16 protein-coding genes are annotated in these 17,661 nt (G+C 72.1%); 6 read left to right on the forward strand and 10 right to left on the reverse strand.

The features are described 5' to 3' along the window. Positions 1-34 precede the first annotated feature (34 nt). The 5 genes from OG867_RS10565 to OG867_RS10585 all read right to left on the reverse strand — a co-directional run bounded on the left by OG867_RS10565 (position 35) and on the right by OG867_RS10585 (position 3,693). Positions 35-403 carry a TadE/TadG family type IV pilus assembly protein gene (locus tag OG867_RS10565; protein WP_406284526.1) on the reverse strand — a complete coding sequence of 123 codons (369 nt, stop codon included), beginning with the start codon at positions 401-403 and terminating at the stop codon, positions 35-37. Further along, complete coding sequence (locus OG867_RS10570; RefSeq protein ID WP_406284529.1) at positions 397-798, reverse strand: TadE/TadG family type IV pilus assembly protein; 402 nt, start codon at positions 796-798, stop codon at positions 397-399. The genes OG867_RS10565 and OG867_RS10570 overlap by 7 nt, the downstream gene beginning before the upstream one ends. Positions 799-821: 23 nt before the next feature. After that, positions 822-2,069: an AAA family ATPase gene (locus tag OG867_RS10575; RefSeq protein WP_328902006.1), complete on the reverse strand. Its 1,248-nt coding sequence runs from the start codon at positions 2,067-2,069 to the stop codon at positions 822-824. 7 nt (positions 2,070-2,076) lie between these two features. Next, complete coding sequence (cpaB, locus tag OG867_RS10580; protein WP_406284532.1) at positions 2,077-2,790, reverse strand: Flp pilus assembly protein CpaB; 714 nt, start codon at positions 2,788-2,790, stop codon at positions 2,077-2,079. A gap of 66 nt (positions 2,791-2,856) precedes the next feature. Next, positions 2,857-3,693, reverse strand: coding sequence for a hypothetical protein (locus tag OG867_RS10585; protein WP_406290881.1), 837 nt, complete (start codon positions 3,691-3,693; stop codon positions 2,857-2,859). Positions 3,694-4,022: 329 nt separating this feature from the next. Between OG867_RS10585 and OG867_RS10590 the strand changes: the two genes are divergently transcribed. Then, positions 4,023-5,753 carry a chitinase gene (locus tag OG867_RS10590; protein ID WP_406284534.1) on the forward strand — a complete coding sequence of 577 codons (1,731 nt, stop codon included), beginning with the start codon at positions 4,023-4,025 and terminating at the stop codon, positions 5,751-5,753. A gap of 192 nt (positions 5,754-5,945) precedes the next feature. Then, positions 5,946-8,087 carry a serine/threonine-protein kinase gene (locus OG867_RS10595; RefSeq protein WP_406284535.1) on the forward strand — a complete coding sequence of 714 codons (2,142 nt, stop codon included), beginning with the start codon at positions 5,946-5,948 and terminating at the stop codon, positions 8,085-8,087. A 27-nt stretch (positions 8,088-8,114) separates the two neighbouring features. On the opposite strand, the gene OG867_RS10600 is transcribed toward OG867_RS10595, so the two are convergent. The 4 genes from OG867_RS10600 to OG867_RS10615 all read right to left on the reverse strand — a co-directional run bounded on the left by OG867_RS10600 (position 8,115) and on the right by OG867_RS10615 (position 11,912). Then, complete coding sequence (locus OG867_RS10600) at positions 8,115-9,590, reverse strand: GntP family permease (RefSeq protein ID WP_406284537.1); 1,476 nt, start codon at positions 9,588-9,590, stop codon at positions 8,115-8,117. Between the two features lie 103 nt (positions 9,591-9,693). Next, on the reverse strand, positions 9,694-10,104 hold the full coding sequence (locus OG867_RS10605; RefSeq protein WP_018100981.1) for a RidA family protein: 411 nt from the start codon (positions 10,102-10,104) through the stop codon (positions 9,694-9,696). Between the two features lie 6 nt (positions 10,105-10,110). Further along, positions 10,111-10,869 carry an IclR family transcriptional regulator gene (locus tag OG867_RS10610; RefSeq protein WP_328902000.1) on the reverse strand — a complete coding sequence of 253 codons (759 nt, stop codon included), beginning with the start codon at positions 10,867-10,869 and terminating at the stop codon, positions 10,111-10,113. Then, positions 10,866-11,912, reverse strand: a complete 1,047-nt coding sequence (locus OG867_RS10615) for a sugar kinase (RefSeq protein WP_406284542.1) — start codon at positions 11,910-11,912, stop codon at positions 10,866-10,868. The genes OG867_RS10610 and OG867_RS10615 overlap by 4 nt, the downstream gene beginning before the upstream one ends. A gap of 162 nt (positions 11,913-12,074) precedes the next feature. Here OG867_RS10615 and OG867_RS10620 point away from each other — a divergent pair, with 162 nt between their 5' ends. The 3 genes from OG867_RS10620 (at position 12,075) to OG867_RS10630 (ending at position 15,993) form a co-directional block, all read left to right on the forward strand. After that, positions 12,075-13,364: an alanine racemase gene (locus tag OG867_RS10620; RefSeq protein WP_406284544.1), complete on the forward strand. Its 1,290-nt coding sequence runs from the start codon at positions 12,075-12,077 to the stop codon at positions 13,362-13,364. 121 nt (positions 13,365-13,485) lie between these two features. After that, positions 13,486-15,096, forward strand: coding sequence for an amidohydrolase family protein (locus OG867_RS10625; protein WP_406284547.1), 1,611 nt, complete (start codon positions 13,486-13,488; stop codon positions 15,094-15,096). A 33-nt stretch (positions 15,097-15,129) separates the two neighbouring features. Further along, positions 15,130-15,993 (forward strand): DUF1206 domain-containing protein, encoded by an 864-nt coding sequence (locus OG867_RS10630; protein ID WP_406284549.1) that lies wholly within the window; start codon positions 15,130-15,132, stop codon positions 15,991-15,993. A 65-nt stretch (positions 15,994-16,058) separates the two neighbouring features. On the opposite strand, the gene OG867_RS10635 is transcribed toward OG867_RS10630, so the two are convergent. Further along, a complete protein-coding gene (locus OG867_RS10635) occupies positions 16,059-16,958 on the reverse strand; it encodes a serine protease (RefSeq protein WP_406284551.1) in 900 nt (299 codons plus the stop codon). A gap of 473 nt (positions 16,959-17,431) precedes the next feature. On the opposite strand from OG867_RS10635, the gene OG867_RS10640 reads away from it, so the two are divergent. Beyond that, a complete protein-coding gene (locus OG867_RS10640) occupies positions 17,432-17,623 on the forward strand; it encodes an aroma-sacti cluster domain-containing protein (protein ID WP_328901994.1) in 192 nt (63 codons plus the stop codon). Positions 17,624-17,661 lie beyond the last annotated feature (38 nt).

Consider the following 17,661-nt stretch of genomic DNA (forward strand, 5'->3'; position numbering starts at 1 on the left):
CGTCGATTCCGGTCGGCGCCGCTTGGGTCCGGGGTCAGTCGCGGGGCATGGTGGCGCTCTTCTCGACGGAGCCGAAGGAGAGCATCGGCAGCAGGCTGGGGATCTTCACGCTCACGCGTACGGTCACGGCTTCGGCGCCGGCCTCCTCGCTGACGCCGGCACCGTCGGCCAGCCAACCGCTCATGGACTGCTTCGCCACGGCGGCCCCCCGGCCCTGCTGGTCCTCGGTCGACGCCACCCGGGCCGCGGTCCGCGCGGCCGTACCCGCCTGCTGGGCGGCGTAGACGGCGATGCCGAGCTGCGCGACGGCGAGCGCGACGACGAGGAGCAGGGTGAGCACCCCCACGTACTCGACGGCGGCCTGCCCGCGCTGCCGGGAGCCGGTGCGGCGCCGGGTCACCATGCGTCCCGCCGTTCGTTCCTGGCCTTCGCCTCGCCCGTGGCGTGCATGGGCACGCTGAACGCCCCGGGGAACAGCAGGGGTACGTCGATGCGCACGGTCGCGGTGACCAGCTCGCCGACCCCGTCGCACCGCACCACCGTCGACCAGGCCCCGGGGACGTCCTCGCGCACCGCCCGTTCGCAGGCCGCCTCCGGGTCGCCCTCGGCGACGGCGGCGGCCCGGACGGCCTTGTCGGCGGCGTTCCCGGCGAGGATGTACGTGTAGCAGACGAGCCCCGCCTGCCAGAGCAGGGCGAGGGTGAGCAGGATCAGGGGCAGGGTGCCGACGAACTCGATCGCGGTCTGGCCCCGGTCGGAGCGGGCGGCACGGCGCACGTCTGCGCGTAAGAGGTTCATGGCACGGCACTCCCCCTCGGTGGTCATTTCGCCCGCGCCCGCCGGCCGCCGGACGCGCCGCGGTCTCCCTTGAGCCTGCCCCCTCGGGCGGCCGCTTCCGCGTTCTTGACCAGACCGAGGTCTCCGGCCAGCCCCCACAGAGCTTGTTTCACGGTGGACTTGGCGTCCAGGTCCTGGAGGCGTCCGGCGTCCACGACGGCCTGGAGCTCCTTGAAGTTGGCCGGGACGGCGGTCCGGGCGACCCTGGTGGCGGTGATCTTCTCGATCAGCGCGGGCTGGATCTCCGTGTGACGGGTGTGGCGGTTGACGAGGGTGATGGTCTCCTCGGCCTTGCGGACCTGGAGCCGGTCCCAGAGCCGGACCATGCGCTTGGCGGCCCGGACGGTGATCACGTCGGGGGTGGTGACGAGCACGGTGCGGTCGGCCATCTCGACGGCCGCGGCGTTGGCCGAGTTCATGTACGTACCGCAGTCGATGACGACGACCTCGTAGCGGTGGCGCAGGGCGCTCACGGTCTGGCGTACGACGCGGTCGGTGACGTCCTCGCCGCGCTCGCCGTCGGCCGGGGCCAGCAGCAGGGCGACCCCGGACTCGTGGTTGTACAGGGCGTCCTGGAGGACCCGGGGCGAGATGTCCTGGATGGTGGCGAGGTCCACCACGGACCGGCGGAACTGCACGTCCAGGTAGGAGGCGACGTCCCCCGACTGGAGGTCCAGGTCGGCCAGCGCGACGGTGTGCCCGGAGGCGGCGGCCGCCAGGGCGAGCTGGACGGCGGTGACCGTCGTGCCGACGCCGCCCTTCGCGCCGCTGACGGTGACGACGGTGCCGGCGGGTCCGGTGTGCGGCTCGGCCCCCGCCCCGAGGTGGCGGCGGACGCCCACGGACCAGCCGGAGGCTGCCTGGACGCGCTGCGCCAGTTCCTCGTACGAGAGGGGCAGGCCGACCAGGCCGCGGGCGCCGGAGTCCATGGCGGCCGAGTAGAGCCCGGGGCTGGTGTCGGCGGTGACGAGGACGACGCCGACGGCCGGGAAGCGCAGGGCCACTTCCCGGATCAGCTCCAGGGCCGGGACGGGGCCGATCCGTTCGTGCACGAGGACGACCTCGGGGAGCTCGTCCAGGGATTCGGCGGCGAGCCGGGCGAGGGTGTCGAGCAGTGAGGTCGAGTCGCCGATCGGGGCGGCCGGCTCCGCGTCGGGGAGCTGGCCGAGGAGGCCGGAGACGGCGCGGGCGGCGTCGGCGTCACCGACGGCCGGGAGGATGCGTGTGCTCATCCGGTCCTCACTTGCTCTTGTCTTCGTCGAGGTCGTAGCTGCCCTCGCCCGGGCGCAGGGTGGTCGGGCTGTCGGCGGGGAGCAGGGCGAGGCGTACGTGTTCGGCGAAGGACTCCGCGTAGGCGACGCGCTGGGCGTCGTCGGTGTCCAGGGCGAAGGTGATCGGCACGGCCTCGGTGGGGCCGTCGCCGCGGTCCTCCGGCTTGGGTTCGAGGGAGGTGAGCCGGCCGACGTCGATGACATGGGCGTTGGCCACGATGACGCGCGAGGTGGGCCTCTCCTTGTCGGTGCGGCCGGCGAAGGTGGCGTAGATGTTGACGAGGTTGCCGGGCCTGATCTTGCCGGCGACGCCGGTCGCGGCGTCGATCATGATGGCGATCTCCTGCTGCCCGCTCTTCAGCTGCGGGCGGTCGACCAGCATGTCTTCCTGGAGCAGGGAGCCCGGGTGCAGTTCGGTGACGGCGATCTTGCCGCGGAGGGCGGAGAGGTCGGTGACGGCGCTCTTGGAGAGCCACCGCTCGGGCATCGAGATCTTCTCGAACTGGCTTGATTCCAGCGGCTTGTAGGGCGCGATGGTGGTCTTCACCCGGTACGCGGTCACCTCGGGGCCCACCTTCGCGTTCACGTCACCGATCACCGAGATCACACCGGCGAAGGCGGCGAGGGCGCACAGGACCGACAGAACGAGCAGGATGACGCCGCGGCGTTGCCGTGAATTCATGGGCGGAGCGACCTCGTTGGGGTATGTGGGCCGACGGTCGGTACGGAGCGGGGCGGTACGGGGACGTCAGGGATTCAGCGCGGCGGGGCCGCGTGTGCGGTCCTCGGGCGGGTTCAAGGGGGCGTTGCACAGCCCGCAGCGGTCGCCGATGAGTTCGTTTCCGCACCAGGTACAGACCTCTCTGCGCACCGAGGAGACCAGTTGGTAGATCAGTGAGATGTCGGGCAGATAGGCCGCGAACTCGATCATCCTCGGGGTGCCCCACCAGCCGGGGGACTCGTCGGGCAGCACGGCCTCGTGCACCGCCTGCACCTGCCACGCCCGGGCCAGCGTCCCGGTCACCCACTCCGACGGGGACTGCCCCCGGGCGACCAGGAGATGCGTGGCGAAGCGGGGGCCGGACAGCTCCCCCGTTCCGGCCCTGACGAGCTGGGGCTCCGGGTTGGCGAGCACGCCGAACTGAGCACCGGGGAACCAGGACTTGGCGTGCGACTTGAGGCTGACGGGCACCCGGTCGAGCCGGGTCACGGAGTGGAGCAGGGCCCCGGCGTGCACGTAGTGGGACAGGAGCCGCGCGGCGGAGGCGATCACTCCCGCACTGAAGTCGCAGACGGACAACTGCCTTAACTGGCGCACCAGTACGGCCACGCCGAGCGGCGGCAGGTCCGACTTGAGCAGGGCGATCCGGTCGCTCTCCAGGACCGCGCGGACGGTGTGCAGCCGGCGCTCGTGCGCGGCGGGGATGCCGTCCGGGTAGACGGCGATGACGTGTCCGTGCTGCTCCAGGAGGAGCCGCATGTCGTCCACCGCCTGGTCCAGGGACTGTTCGCCGGGGGCGCGCAGGACGACCGCCGGGGGCGTCTGGCGGTCCTGCGGGGGCAGCGCGAGGCCGGGACCGGTCACTGCTATGGCTGTCGGCACGCCGCTCCCCGTTCCTCGGGCCGCCGCGTACCGCCGGCCGCACTCGCTCCCGCCGGGTGCTTCCGCTCGGATGCTCCCGCCTGAGCACTTTATCCACGTACGGCAGGACAGAGAACACTTTCAAGAAGCCCGTGGAGCACGGGTGATGAGGTCGTCGGCGCCTTCGGGGGGACCGGAGACCGCCAGAGGTCTTGACAACTTGATTGGTCTGGACCAGTTTATCGGCCAGCGGTGGCCACCGTTCCTCGATTCCACACCCCGGCACCCCCGTGCCGCCCCCCGCCATCCCCGACTCCCCCCGGAGGCAGCAAGTGGATCGTTCCCCCGCCCCGAGCCGCAGAAGACGCCCTGCCCGCCCGCTCCTCGGCTCCGCCGTGGCCGTCGTCGCGGCCGGTGCCCTGACCCTCACCGGGCTCGTGACCAGCGCCGAGGCCGCCGACGTCAACGTCGCCAAGAACGCCGGCTTCGAATCGGGCCTCGCCAACTGGACGTGCACCGGAAACTCCGGCACCACCGTCTCCTCCCCCGTGCACGGCGGCACCTCCGCCCTCAAGGCCACCCCGGCCGGCCAGGACAACGCCAAGTGCTCGCAGACCGTGGCCGTCAAGCCCAACTCCACATACCAGCTCAGCGCCTGGGTCCAGGGCAGTTACACGTACCTGGGCGCCGGCGGCACCGGAACCACCGACGTCTCGACGTGGACGCCCGGCTCGACCGGCTGGACGCAGCTGAAGACCAGCTTCACGACCGGTGCGAACACCACGTCCGTCACCGTGTACACGCACGGCTGGTACGGCCAGGCGGCCTACCTCGTGGACGACTTCTCGGTGACCGGCCCCGACGGTGGCGGCGGCACCGACCCCGGCCCGTCGATCCCCGGCGCCCCGGCCGGGCTCGCGGTCGGCTCGACCACGTCGTCCTCGGTCGGCCTGTCCTGGAACGCGGTGTCCGGCGCGACCGGCTACACCGTCTACAAGGACGGCGTGAAGGCCACCACGGCCTCCGGCACCTCGGCGACCGTCACCGGTCTCGCGGCAGACACGGCCTACCAGTTCGCGGTGACCGCCACCAACGCGGCCGGCGAGTCCGTGAAGTCGGCGACCGTCAGCGGCCGCACCGCCAAGTCCGGTTCGACCAACCCGAACCCGGGCACCTCCGTGCCGAAGCACGCGGTGACCGGCTACTGGCAGAACTTCAACAACGGCGCGACCGTCCAGAAGCTCAGCGACGTGCCCGCCAACTACGACATCATCGCGGTCTCCTTCGCCGACGCCACGACCACGCCCGGCGCCGTCACCTTCAACCTGGACTCGGCGGGCCTGAACGGCTACACCGTCGACCAGTTCAAGGCCGACATCAAGGCGAAGCAGGCGGCAGGCAAGAACGTCATCATCTCGGTCGGCGGCGAGAAGGGATCGGTCTCGGTCAACAGCGACGCGTCCGCGACCAACTTCGCCAACTCGCTCTACTCGCTGATCCAGGAGTACGGCTTCAACGGCGTCGACATCGACCTGGAGAACGGCCTCAACTCCACGTACATGACGAAGGCGCTGCGTTCGCTGTCGCAGAAGGCGGGCTCCGGCCTCGTCATCACGATGGCTCCGCAGACCATCGACATGCAGTCCACATCGGGTGAGTACTTCAAGACGGCGCTCGGCATCAAGGACATCCTCACCGTCGTCAACATGCAGTACTACAACAGCGGTTCGATGCTCGGCTGTGACGGCAAGGTCTACTCGCAGGGTTCGGTGGACTTCCTCACCGCGCTGGCCTGCATCCAGCTGGAGGGCGGCCTCGACCCGTCGCAGGTCGGCCTCGGCGTCCCCGCCTCCACCCGGGGCGCGGGCAGCGGTTACGTCGCCCCGTCGGTCGTGAACGCGGCCCTGGACTGCCTGGCCAAGGGCACCGGCTGCGGCAGCTTCAAGCCGTCGAAGACGTACCCCGGGGTGCGCGGCGCGATGACCTGGTCGACCAACTGGGACGCCACGTCCGGCAACGCCTGGTCGAACGCGGTCGGCCCGCACGTCCACGGCCTCCCGTAAACCACCTCCCCATGACCAGCAGCGCCGCCGCTCCCCCGGCGGCGCTGCTGCGTGTACGGACAGCACCCGCGGGCCACGACTTCGATACCGGTAACGCAACAGTCCTGTAGGGGAGTTGTGCCACCGCATGGCTGTCCGCGCCCGGACGTGGCACCGTGGTGGGCGCGGTGCTGGGGCGACAGGGGGAGTGACATGGCCGGGGCGCGGATCGAAGCGCTGGGCGGGGACGATCCGGTGACGCTCGGCCCGTACCGGCTGCTCGGGCGGCTGGCGTCCGGGGGCATGGGCCGGATCTATCTGGCCCGGGCCGGCGGCCGGGACCTCGTCGCCGTGAAGACGCTCCTCGCGGAGGGCCGGGTCGCCGACACCGACCGGCGGCGCTTCGCCCGTGAGGTGGCGGTCGCCCAGCGAGTGGACAGCGCCTACACCGCGCGCGTACGGGACGCCGATCCGGACGCCGAGCGGCCCTGGATGGCCATCGACTACATCGCCGCGCCCCCGCTCTCCGAACTGGTCCGCTCCTGCGGGGTGCTGCCCGCCTCGGCCGTACGGTGGATCGCGGCCGGCACCGCCGAGGCCCTGGTCACCCTGCACGGGGTCGGGATCGTCCACCGCGACGTGAAGCCGCAGAACGTGCTGCTGCCGCTGGACGGGCCCCGGGTCATCGACTTCGGCATCTCGCACGCCAGCGACCTCACCCTGACGGGCCTCACGCTGGGCACGATCGCCTTCACCTCGCCGGAGCAGGCGCGCGGCGAGGAGTCCACGGCCGCCTCCGACGTGTACTCGCTGGGCGCCACGCTCTTCCTGCTGGCCACCGGCCGGGCGCCCTACCGCGCGGACGGCGACACGCTGCGGCTGCTGGCCCGGGTGCAGCGCGGCGAGCTCGATCTGACCGGGCTGCCCAAGGAGCTGGTCGCGACGATCCGGCCGTGCCTGGCCGTGCAGCCCCGGCACCGTCCGACCCCCGCCGAGCTGCTGGCCCGCTTCCGTGAGCAGCAGGCCGGGCTGCCGATGACGACGAGCGGCACGCGCTGGCTGCCGCCGCGCTGGACGGCGCTGATCGACGCGTACGCGCACCAGGGCCTGGAATGGGCGGGTGGCCGGCCCCCGGGTGGCCCGTCGCACGCCCCGACGGTGACGCAGCGGACGCGCGCGGTGCCGAAGCCGCCCCCGACGCTGGTGTACTCGCCGCAGCGGCAGGCCCGGGCCGACCGCGACCGGACCCGCCGCGAGATGGCGGCCCTGGCCCAGCTGGCCGAGCGGCAGCGCGCGGAGCGCGAGCAGTCGGAGCGCGAGGAGGCGGATCGGGTGGCCCGCCGGCAGGCGGAGGCGGCCCGGCAGGCCGAGCGGGAGCGCGCGGAGGCCGCCCGCCTGGAGGCCGAGCGCGTGGCGCGGGGGCGGGCGGCCCGGGAGCGGGCGGACCGCGAGCGCGCCGAGCGGGAGCGGGCGGCCCGGCAGCGCGCCGAGCGGGACCGCGCCGAGCGTGCCGCCCGGGCCCGGACCGCCTCGCCCGCCCCGGTCCCCGCCCCGGCGGGCCCGCGCACCCGCTCGTCGTCCTCCGGCGCCACCGCCCTGGGCTGGCTGCTCGCCCTGGTCGCCGTGGCGGGGCTGCTGACGTGGCAGCCGTGGGAGAAGGCGGGCGGCCGCGCGTCCGGCTCCGTCACCTCGGGCAGCGACCTGGACACGCATTCGGACGCCGGCACGACCGCCGACACGGACACGTCGGGCGGCGGCGGCGGCTCGACGGACAGCGACTCCGACAACACCGACACCGAAGACCCGACGCCGACCCCCACCCCGACCCCCACCCCGACACCGACTCCCACCCCCACCATGGATTCCACCGATCGCGCCTTCGCCGCCGTGCACGCGGGCGACTGCCTCAACGTCTACAACGACGGCTACGACAAGATGAGCGCGAGCCGCCCGACCCGGGTGAAGTGCGCCGCCTCGAACGCGTACATGCACGTCAACCGGGTGAGCACCCGCACCGGCGCGTCCGGCTCCTGCGACACGGGCGCCGGTTTCACCTGGTGGAGCCGGTCGGGCGACGACGGGATCACGCGGACGCTGTGCCTGGACCGGGTGTACAAGGCGGGCCAGTGTTTCCCGGCCGACGTCACCGGGGAGACCAACGCGGACCTGACGGTGGTGTGGCGCTGCAACGCGTCGAAGGTGCCCAAGGCGGGCCAGTCGATCCTGCGGATCACCGGCTTCTACCGGGCCCCGAAGAAGGGCCAGAACTGGACCTGTCCGGCGGGGCCCGGCGAGCGGTTCTGGTACTGGCAGGTCAACCAGGGCCGCAGCATCATCTGCGCCTCGGCCGCCTGACCCGTACGCGTACGCGTCGGCGTACGGCTAGATCACCAGGCTGAGCAGCGCGGCGGCGACGAATCCGGCGACCGACAGGACGGTTTCGAGCACCGTCCAGGACTTCAGGGTGTCGCGCTCGGAGATGCCGAAGTACTTCGACACCATCCAGAAGCCGCCGTCGTTGACGTGCGAGGCGATGATCGAGCCGGCCGAGATGGCCATGATGATCAGCGCGAGGTGGGCCTGCGAGAAGCCCTGGTTCTCCACGAGCGGGACCACGATGCCGGCGGTGGTGACGATGGCGACGGTCGCCGAGCCCTGGGCGATCCGCAGCACGGCCGAGATCAGCCAGGCGAGCAGGATGACGGGCAGGCCGACGTCGTTGAAGGTGTCGGCGAGCGCGTCCGCGATACCGCTGCCCTTCAGCACGGCACCGAAGATGCCGCCCGCGCCGACGACGAGCAGGATGTTCCCGACCGGCTTCAGCGAGGAAGTGGACACGGATTCCAGGGACTTGCGGGACCAGCCGCGCCGGATGCCGAGCAGGTAGTACGCGAGCAGCAGCGCGATCGTCAGGGCGACGAAGGGGTTCCCGAAGAACTCGATGACCGAGCGGCCCGTCGAGGGGTCCATCGCGATCGAGGAGAACGTGGCGGCGAGGATCAGGATCAGCGGGGTGCCGATGATGGCGAGCACGGTGGAGAGCGCGACCGGATCCTCGCGCGGGGTGACCCCGGCGGCCCGCTGCTCGGCGACGACGGCGGCCTTCGCCTCCTCGGCGGCCTCCACCATGTCCTGCGGAACGTCCACGAAGATCCGCTTGCCGATCCAGGCGGCGTACCCCCAGGCGGCGAGCACGGACGGGATGCCGACGAGGGCGCCCATCAGGATGACCCAGCCGAGCGAGACGTGGAAGAGACCGGCGGCGGCGACCGGGCCGGGGTGCGGCGGCAGGAACGCGTGGGTCATGGAGAGCCCCGCGAGCAGCGGCATGGAGTAGAGCAGGATCGATTTGCCGGACCGCTTGGCGGCGGCGTAGACGATCGGCGCGAGGACGAAGATGCCGACGTCGAAGAAGACCGGGATACCGAAGATCAGACCGGTCAGGCCCATCGCGAGCGGGGCGCGCTTCTCACCGAAGAGCCGCAGCAGCCGGGCGCTCAGCACCTCGGCGCCGCCGGAGACCTCCAGGATCGCGCCGAGCATCGTTCCGAGGCCGATGATGATCGCGACATGGCCGAGGATGCCGCCCATGCCGGACTCGATGACGGAGACGGCGGCGGACTTCTGCACGGTGCCGAAGAGTTCGGTGACCGACAGCCCCGCGCCCAGGCCGACGGCTATGGAGACCGCGAGCAGCGCGACGAACGGCTGGAGCCTGACCTTGATGATCAGGAAGAGGAGGAGCGCGATACCGAGGACGGCGACGGTCAGCAGACCGGGCGTGCCGTCGATGAGGAGGAGGAGTCCACCGGTGTGGGGTGGCGTCTCGGGCGGGGTGGGGCCTGCGGCGAGCTGCATGGGTAACTCCGTTGTTGATCCATGTTTCTGGGCAGGGGGGACCGCGGCACGGCGCGAAGGGTGTGCGCGCCGTGCCGGGCGGGGTGCGGATTACGGGGATGGCTCAGCCCAGGACGGCGAGGGCGTCGATCTCGATGAGGAGGCCCTTCGGGAGGCCGACGTAGACCGTGGTGCGCGCGGCCGGGGCCTCCTTGAGGTTCTGCTCGGCGAAGTACGCGTTGTAGATCTCGTTCATCTCGGCGAAGTGGTCCACGTCCGTGAGGTAGACGCGCATCATCATCACGTCGTCCCAGCTCGCGCCGCCCTCCTCCAGGATCGCCTTGACGTTGGCGAAGGTCTGGAGGGTCTGCTCGCGCAGGGTGGGTCCGGCCGGGGTGGGCGCCTGGCCCTCGACGGCGGGCAGGAAGCCGACCTGGCCGGCGACCTGGAGGATGTTGCCCTTGCGCACGCCGTGCGAGAACTTCGCGGGCGGGGTGGTGTGGGTGCTGGGGGTGAGCGCGGTCTTGTCGGTCATCGCTGATCAGACTTTCTTGGGTCGGTTGCTGCCGGAGTACTCCCGGCTGATGGTGTCGGCGGTCCGACGGACCAGGGGGAGCAGGGTGAGGAGTTCCTCGGCCGTGACGACCACGTTCGGCGCGGAGACCGACATCGCGGCGACGACGCGCCCGTCGGCGCCGCGAATCGGGGCGCCGACACAGTTGATGGACTCCTCGTGGCCGCCGAGATCGGTGGCCCAGCCCTGTTCGCGTACGGCGGCGAGCTCCTTGAGGAACGCGGCGGCGCCGGGCGTCGAACGGGACGTGTACATGGGGTAGTCGAGCTTGTCGGCGATGGCCCGCCGCTCGGCCTCGCTCAGGTCGGCGAGCAGCAGCTTGGCCACGGCGGCGACGGTGATCGCGACGGGCTTGCCGATCCGCGAGTACATCCGGACCGGGTAGCGGCTCTCCACCTTGTCGATGTAGAGGACCTCGTTCTCCTCGTACACGGCGAGGTGGACGGTGTGCCCGCAGTGCTCGTTCAGCTCCACGAGGTGCGGGTGGGCGATCTCCCGTACGTCGAGGTTCTCGACGGCCTCCTGCGCGAGCGCGAACAGCCGTGTGCCGAGGCGGTAGCGCTGGTCCTGCTGCCGGTAGACGAGCCCGTGCTCGTGGAGCGTACGGAGCAGGCGCAGCGCGGTGGACTTGTGGACGCCGAGCCGGTCGGCGACCTGCCCGAGGTCGGCGGGCCCCTGGGCGAGCAGCGGCAGGATGCTCAGCGCGCGGTCGACGGTCTGGCTCATGGCGTACGTACCTCCGTGTCGTCCCCCGTCCACCCGGGGCCGAGACGCAGTCTCCCCCACGCGTCGTCGTCCAGTGCCGCGAGCCGGTCGGCGTGCTCGCGGGCGGGGGGCGCGGTGAGGTCGCCGGGGACGGTGAGGACGGCGGCGGCCATGAGGTGCCCGTGCCGGGCCCGGTCCCGTACGGGGAGCCCGCGAAGGGTCGCGGACAGGAACCCGGCGGCGAAGGCGTCGCCGGCGCCGACGGGGGCGACGACGTCCACGCGGAGCGCGGGGACGTGGGTGACCTCATCAGCCCCGCCGGCATTCGAGGCGCGGAGCCCCGGTTCGTGGGAGAACACCGTCACACCGTCGGCGCCGCGCTTCACGACCACCACCCCCGGCTCCGGCAGCGCCTCCCGGATCGCCGCGGCGCCCACGACCCCCCACGCCGCCTCCGCCTCGTCCTCCCCCACGAACACCACATCCGCCCGCCGCGCCGGCTCCAGCAGCACCGCGGGGGACTCCCCCCGCCACAACCCCGGCCGGTAGTTCACGTCGAACGAGATCAACGGCCGCCCCACCCGCGGGGCGGTCAGCTCGTGGAGCAGCGCCAGGCAGTCCGCCGACAGCGCGGCGGTGATCCCCGACAGGTGCAGGATCCGCCCGGTGGGCAGCCCGTCGCACGGCACGGTGGACGGCGACATCGCGGAGGCCGCGGACCCGGCCCGGTAGTACGCCACCTCGTGGACATCCGTGTCCCGGTCCGTGGCGGTACGGAAGTAGATCCCGGTCGGCCGCGAAGGATCGCGCCGCACGAAGGAGGTGTCCACGCCATACGCGGCGACCGCCTCCACGAGGTGGTCGCCGAAGCCGTCCGCCCCGACCCGGCTCACCCACGCCGTCCGGTGCCCGGCCGCCGCCAGCGCGCAGGCGACGTTGGACTCGGCGCCGCCGATGCCCCGGCCGAAGGACGGCACATCGGCGAGGCGCCCGGGCCGTGAGGGCAGGAACGTCACCATGGACTCACCGAGGCACACGACATCGGCGGGCGTCGTTCCGGACACGCGGGGCTCCTCAGCAGTCGGGCGGCGGCACCGGCACTCACCATTGACCGGGCGTCGGCTCGGATGTTAGACAGCCCTGAGCGATATACGCAATGGGTGTTGCACATGTTGCAATACCCTGACCGGATCACACCCTGACCGGACCCGGACCGAGGAGACCCCATGGCCGCCGCGCACGACGTGACCGCTCTCGCCGACGAACCGGTCGACCACCGGTTCAAGGGCCTCCCGCCCGACGCCGAGGGCCTGACCGTCGGCGCCCTGGCCGCCGAGCGCCGCAGCCTCTTCGGCGGCGGGTTCACGACCCCCGTGCTCGCCCTGTCCGCCGAGTCGGTCGCACACAACCTCGCGCTCCTGGAGACGTACGCGGAACGCCACGGCCTCGCGTTCGCCCCGCACGGCAAGACGTCGATGTCCCCGCAGCTCTTCGCCCGCCAGCTGGAACACGGCGCGTGGGGCATCACGGCCGCCGTTCCCCACCAGGCGCGGGTCTACCGCGCGTTCGGGATCGGCCGGATCTTCCTCGCCAACGAGCTGGTCGACGCCGCCGCGCTGCGCTGGCTGGCGGGCGAGCTGGACGCCGACCCGGACTTCGCCTTCGTCTGTTACGTGGACTCCGTGCGCGGGGTCGAGCTGATGGACGAGGCCCTGCGCGCTGCGGGCGCCTCCCGCCCGGTCGACGTCGTCGTGGAGCTGGGCGCGGGCGAGGGCGCGCGCACCGGCGCCCGGACCGAGGCGGACTGCGCCGCCGTGGCGGACGCGGTGGCCGGGGCGCCCACCCTGCGCCTGGTCGGCGTGGCCGGTTACGAGGGCGAGGTGCCGGACGCGGACGGCGACCGGGTCCGGGCCTGGCTGCGCCGGCTCGTCGCGCTCGCCGCCGACTTCGACGCGGCGGGCCGCTTCGGCGCACTGGGAGCCGGTGAGCGCCTCGTGATCAGCGCGGGCGGCAGCGCGTGGTTCGACGCGGTGGCGGACGTGTTCGCCGGGATCCCGGAGCTCTCCGCGCCCGTACTCAAGCTGCTGCGCTCGGGGGCGTACGTCTCGCACGACGACGGCCACTACCGCCACCTCACCCCGTTCAACCGCGTCCCGGAGGAGGGCGCGTTGCAGCCGGCGTTCCGGCTGTGGGCGCAGGTGGTGTCGCGCCCGTCCGCCGGGCAGGCGTTCCTCAACGCGGGCAAGCGGGACGCGGCCTACGACCTGGACCTGCCCGAGGCGCAGGTGGTGCGCTCGGGCCGGGACGGCTCGGAGCGGCCGGCCGAGGGGATCACCGTGACCGGCCTGTCCGACCAGCACACCTGGGTCCGCACGGACGAGGGCGCGCGGCTTGAGGTCGGGGACTGGGTGGGGATGGGCCTGTCCCACCCGTGCACCAGCTTCGACAAGTGGCAGCTGATCCCGCTCGTGGAGGCGGACGGCACGGTGGCGGACTTCGTCCGCACGTTCTTCTGAGCGGCATTCCCAGCCGCGTTCCAAGCCGCTCCGGCTTCTGATCACTTCAAGCCCCTCCGGCGATTGAGGAGCGGGGGCCCGGGGGTGGAGCCCCCGCTCCCCGGACCCCAGAAAGGCACCCATGGACCTCGTCATCCGCGACGCCCGCGTCGTAGACGGCACCGCCGCCCCCTCCTACCGTGCCGACGTGGCCGTCACCGACGGCCGCATCGCGGAGATCCACCGCGAGGACTCCCCCGGCCCCCGCCCCACGGGGGCCCGCACGGTGGACGCCGACGGCCTCGCCCTCTCCCCCGGCTTCATCGACATGCACGCCCACAGCGACCTCGCACTGCTCCGCGACCCGGACCACAGCGCGAAGGCCGCCCAGGGCGTCACCCTGGAGGTCCTGGGCCAGGACGGCCTGTCGTACGCCCCCGTGGACGACCGCACGCTCGGCCAGGTCCGCCGCTCCATCTCCGGGTGGAACGGCGACGGCGAGGACATCGACTTCGACTGGCGGACCGTCGGCGGCTACCTGGACCGCCTCGACCGCCAGGGCATCGCGGTCAACGCCGCCTACCTCATCCCGCAGGGCACGGTCCGGATGTACGCGGTGGGCTGGGACGACCGCCCCGCGACCGACGCCGAACTGGACCGGATGCGCCAACTCGTGGACCAGGGCATGCGCGAGGGCGCGGTCGGCATGTCCTCGGGCCTCACCTACACCCCCGGCATGTACGCGGACGACGCCGAACTCACCGAGCTGTGCCGGGTGGTGGCCGCCCACCACGGCTACTACTGCCCGCACCACCGCTCGTACGGGGCAGGCGCCCTGGAGGCGTACGAGGAGATGGTGCGGCTCACCCGCAGCGCGGGCTGTTCCCTGCATCTGGCCCACGCGACCATGAACTTCGGGGTCAACGAGGGCCGCGCCCCCGACCTCCTCGCCCTCCTGGACGACGCGCTGGACGCGGGCGCCGACATCTCCCTCGACACCTACCCGTACACCCCCGGCTGCACGACCCTCGTCGCGATGCTGCCCAGCTGGGCGAACGAGGGCGGCCCGGAGGCGGTCCTGACCCGGCTGGCCGACGCGGGGACGGCCGCCCGCATCCGCCACGACCTGGAGACCGTGGGGTCGGACGGCTGCCACGGGGTGCCGATCGAGTGGGACACCATCGAGATCTCGGGCACCGGCACCCCCGGCCTCGCCGGCTACGTCGGGCGTACGGTGGCCGAGTCGGCGGCGCTGCGGGGCGAGGAGCCCTGGGTGACCGCGCGGCGGCTGCTGGTGGAGGACCGGCTCGGGACGACGATCCTCCAGCACGTCGGCCACGAGGAGAACGTCCGGCAGATCATGCGCCACCGCGTGCACACGGGCGGCAGCGACGGCATCCTCCAGGGCGACAAGCCGCACCCCCGCGCGTACGGCACCTTTCCCCACTACCTGGGCCGTTACGCACGCGAGCTCGGCATCCTCTCCCTGGAGGAGTGCGTCGCCCACCTCACCGCCCGCCCGGCGGCCCGGCTGCGGCTCCCCGACCGGGGTCTCGTACGCGAGGGCTACCGCGCCGACCTGGTGCTCTTCGACCCGGCGACGGTGGCGGCGGGCTCGACGTTCGAGGCGCCCCGCACCCTGCCGGTGGGCATCCCGCACGTGCTGATCGACGGCCGCTTCGTGATCGAGGACGGCAGGCGTACCCAGGTGCTGGCGGGGCGGTCGGTGCGCTCGGCGGCGGGCGCGGTGTAGTTTCCCGGGACGCCGCCGGGGCAACCGGCTGTCATGAATATCTCTGCGACAGCCTCGAAGGGCCACGGCAAGGCCCGGCAGGCGGGAAACAGCACAGCGGTGGAAGCAGCCGGCCGCGCGGGGTTCGTCGCACGTGGGGTCATCTACTTCCTGGTCGGCTTCCTCGCCCTGCGCATCGCCTTCAACGGCGGCGACAGCGACGGCAAGGGCGGCGGCGGGAAGCAGGCGGACCGGGGCGGGGCACTCGCGGAGATCGCGCAGAAGCCCTTCGGCCATGTGCTGCTGTGGATCCTGGGCCTAGCGGTCGCGGGCATGGCCCTGTGGCGGCTGTCCGAGGCGGCGTTCGGCGCGGCGGGCCCGGACGGGCACAAGGCGACCAAGCGGCTGGCCTCCGGCGGACGCGCCGTCTTCTACGGCTTCGTCTCGTACTCGGTCCTGTCGTTCGCGGCCAGTGACAAGGGCAGCGGCAGCGGCAAGAGCGACGCCCGCTCGCAGGACGTCACGGCCCGGGTGCTGGACCTGCCGGGCGGGCGCTGGCTGGTGGGCGCGGCCGGGGTGGGCATCGCCTGTGCGGGCCTGTGGATCGCGGGCCGTGCGGCGCTCCGGAAGTTCCACAAGCACCTGCGGATGGACGACATGTCGCCCGTCGAGCGGCGGGCCGTGGACACCACCGGGATCTTCGGCGGTGTCAGCCGGGGGCTCGTCTTCGCGGTCGCGGGAGGTTTCGCGGTGTCGGCGGCGGTGAAGGCGCGGTCCGGTGAGGCCAAGGGCATGGACGACACCCTGCGGTCCTTCAGTGCCACCCCGGCAGGCCCGTGGCTGCTGGCCCTCATAGCCGTCGGCCTGGTCGCCTTCGGCCTGTTCTCCCTCGCGAACGCGCGGTGGCGCAAGCTCTGAGCGGGTGTGGGGCGCGACGAAGGGGCGGGGCCACGGAGGCCCCGCCCCTTCTCACGTACGACGGATCACGGCTTGGGCAGCACACACCCCGCACGGTTCAGGTCGAAGACGTTGCCGGTGCCGATGCACGCGGCGATGCCATAGGTCTCCTGGGCGTAGTTGATGCCCTGGCGGACCGTCACCTCCCCGTTCTCGTCGACCTCGCACGGGTTGTTGTCCGTGCAGCGCTGACCGTCCTCGTTGCCGGTGTTGTTGACGGCGACGACCTTGCCGGTGGCGTTGTCGATCACGGGCGAGCCGGAGGTGCCGCCGATGGTCTGGCAGGCGGAGGTGTAGCGGACCGAGTCCTTCCAGGTCCAGTTCCCCTCCTTGAGGCGGTAGACGAAGCCGTCCACGTTGCAGCTGTAGGTGCGCTTCCAGTACCCGGACGCGACGGTGATCGCGGTACCCGCGACGGGATGCGCGGTGCTGAGCTCCAGCGCCTTGATGCCGTAACGGCTCTCGATCTGCGCGTACGTGGAGGTGAGCTGGTACACCGAGATGTCGGTGTCCGTCATCGTCCCGTACGCGATCTTGCTCGCCCGGAGCGTGCCGACACCGCTGCCCGAGGCGTTGAGCAGGGTGAAGCTGCGGCTGGACGAGCGGTTGAACACGACCGCGCCGGGGGCCGGGAACCCGGTCTCCAGGCAGTGCCCGTTGGACAGCACGAGGGCGGGGTCGCCCGGCTGCGAGGAGGGCGTGCGGACGACCGAGCCGGAGCAGTTGCTGAGCGCCACGGTCCCGGCGAAGTCGACCGCCTTGGCCCGTATCGCCTTCTCGGCCTTGACCGCGGTGTGACCGGCCGGGGCCGAGGCCCCGGCCGTGCCGGCCGGTGCCGCGCCGTGGCTCGTGGCCGCGGTCGCGGGTGCGATGCCCGCTCCGAGGAGCAGCACCGCGAAGAGTGCACCGACGAGAGGCTTTTTCATGTGGGGGTCCCCTCAGTGACCTGTGCAGAGCACGTGGATCCTCTGCAACGGAAGTTCTTCCGGTTCCGGCACGTACGCTTGTGACGTGCGAGCCTTCCCGTGCATGCTTTTGACATGCGCATGATGCTGTACTGAAGGGAGCCCCACAAGGGGCGGATTCAGGTCACACGTCAGACCGCGACCCGCTCCGCCGGGCTCGACGACCGCAGGCCCGCGTCCCGCTCGGGCGAGAACCGGATGCCGTGACGCCACTCGCTGCCGACCGGGCCCGCGCCCCGCCCCGACACCGAGAGACGGGAGGCAAAAAGCCCCGGAGGCGGCAGGCGACCGGCAACAGATGCGGCCCGTGCGGCACAGGCACGACGCCAGGTGCAATCCGCAGCTTTTCCTGCCGCAGACTGCCTCACAGGGCTCATAGGTTCATCGGGCAAGCCAGGCGAGTCCCGCTGATCATCCCTGTGAGGAGTTTCATCATGGCGTTCGACCCGATCCGCAAGCTCAGCGAGGCCGGCAACTCGGTGGACATGCTGACCGACGAGCAGAAGGCCGCCTTCTCCTCGCTCACGGAGCACGAGGTCGAGGTTCTCACCTCGGTCCAGGCCAAGCTCGCCACCGCGAGCGCCGAAGTCGAAGGCCAGGACGTCAACATCATCCGAATCGGCTAGTCGCCTCGGGGCCTGCGCGTCGGCCCGACGCAAACGGT

The sequence above is a fragment of the Streptomyces sp. NBC_00209 genome (genome assembly GCF_045206345.1).
Classification (GTDB): domain Bacteria; phylum Actinomycetota; class Actinomycetes; order Streptomycetales; family Streptomycetaceae; genus Streptomyces.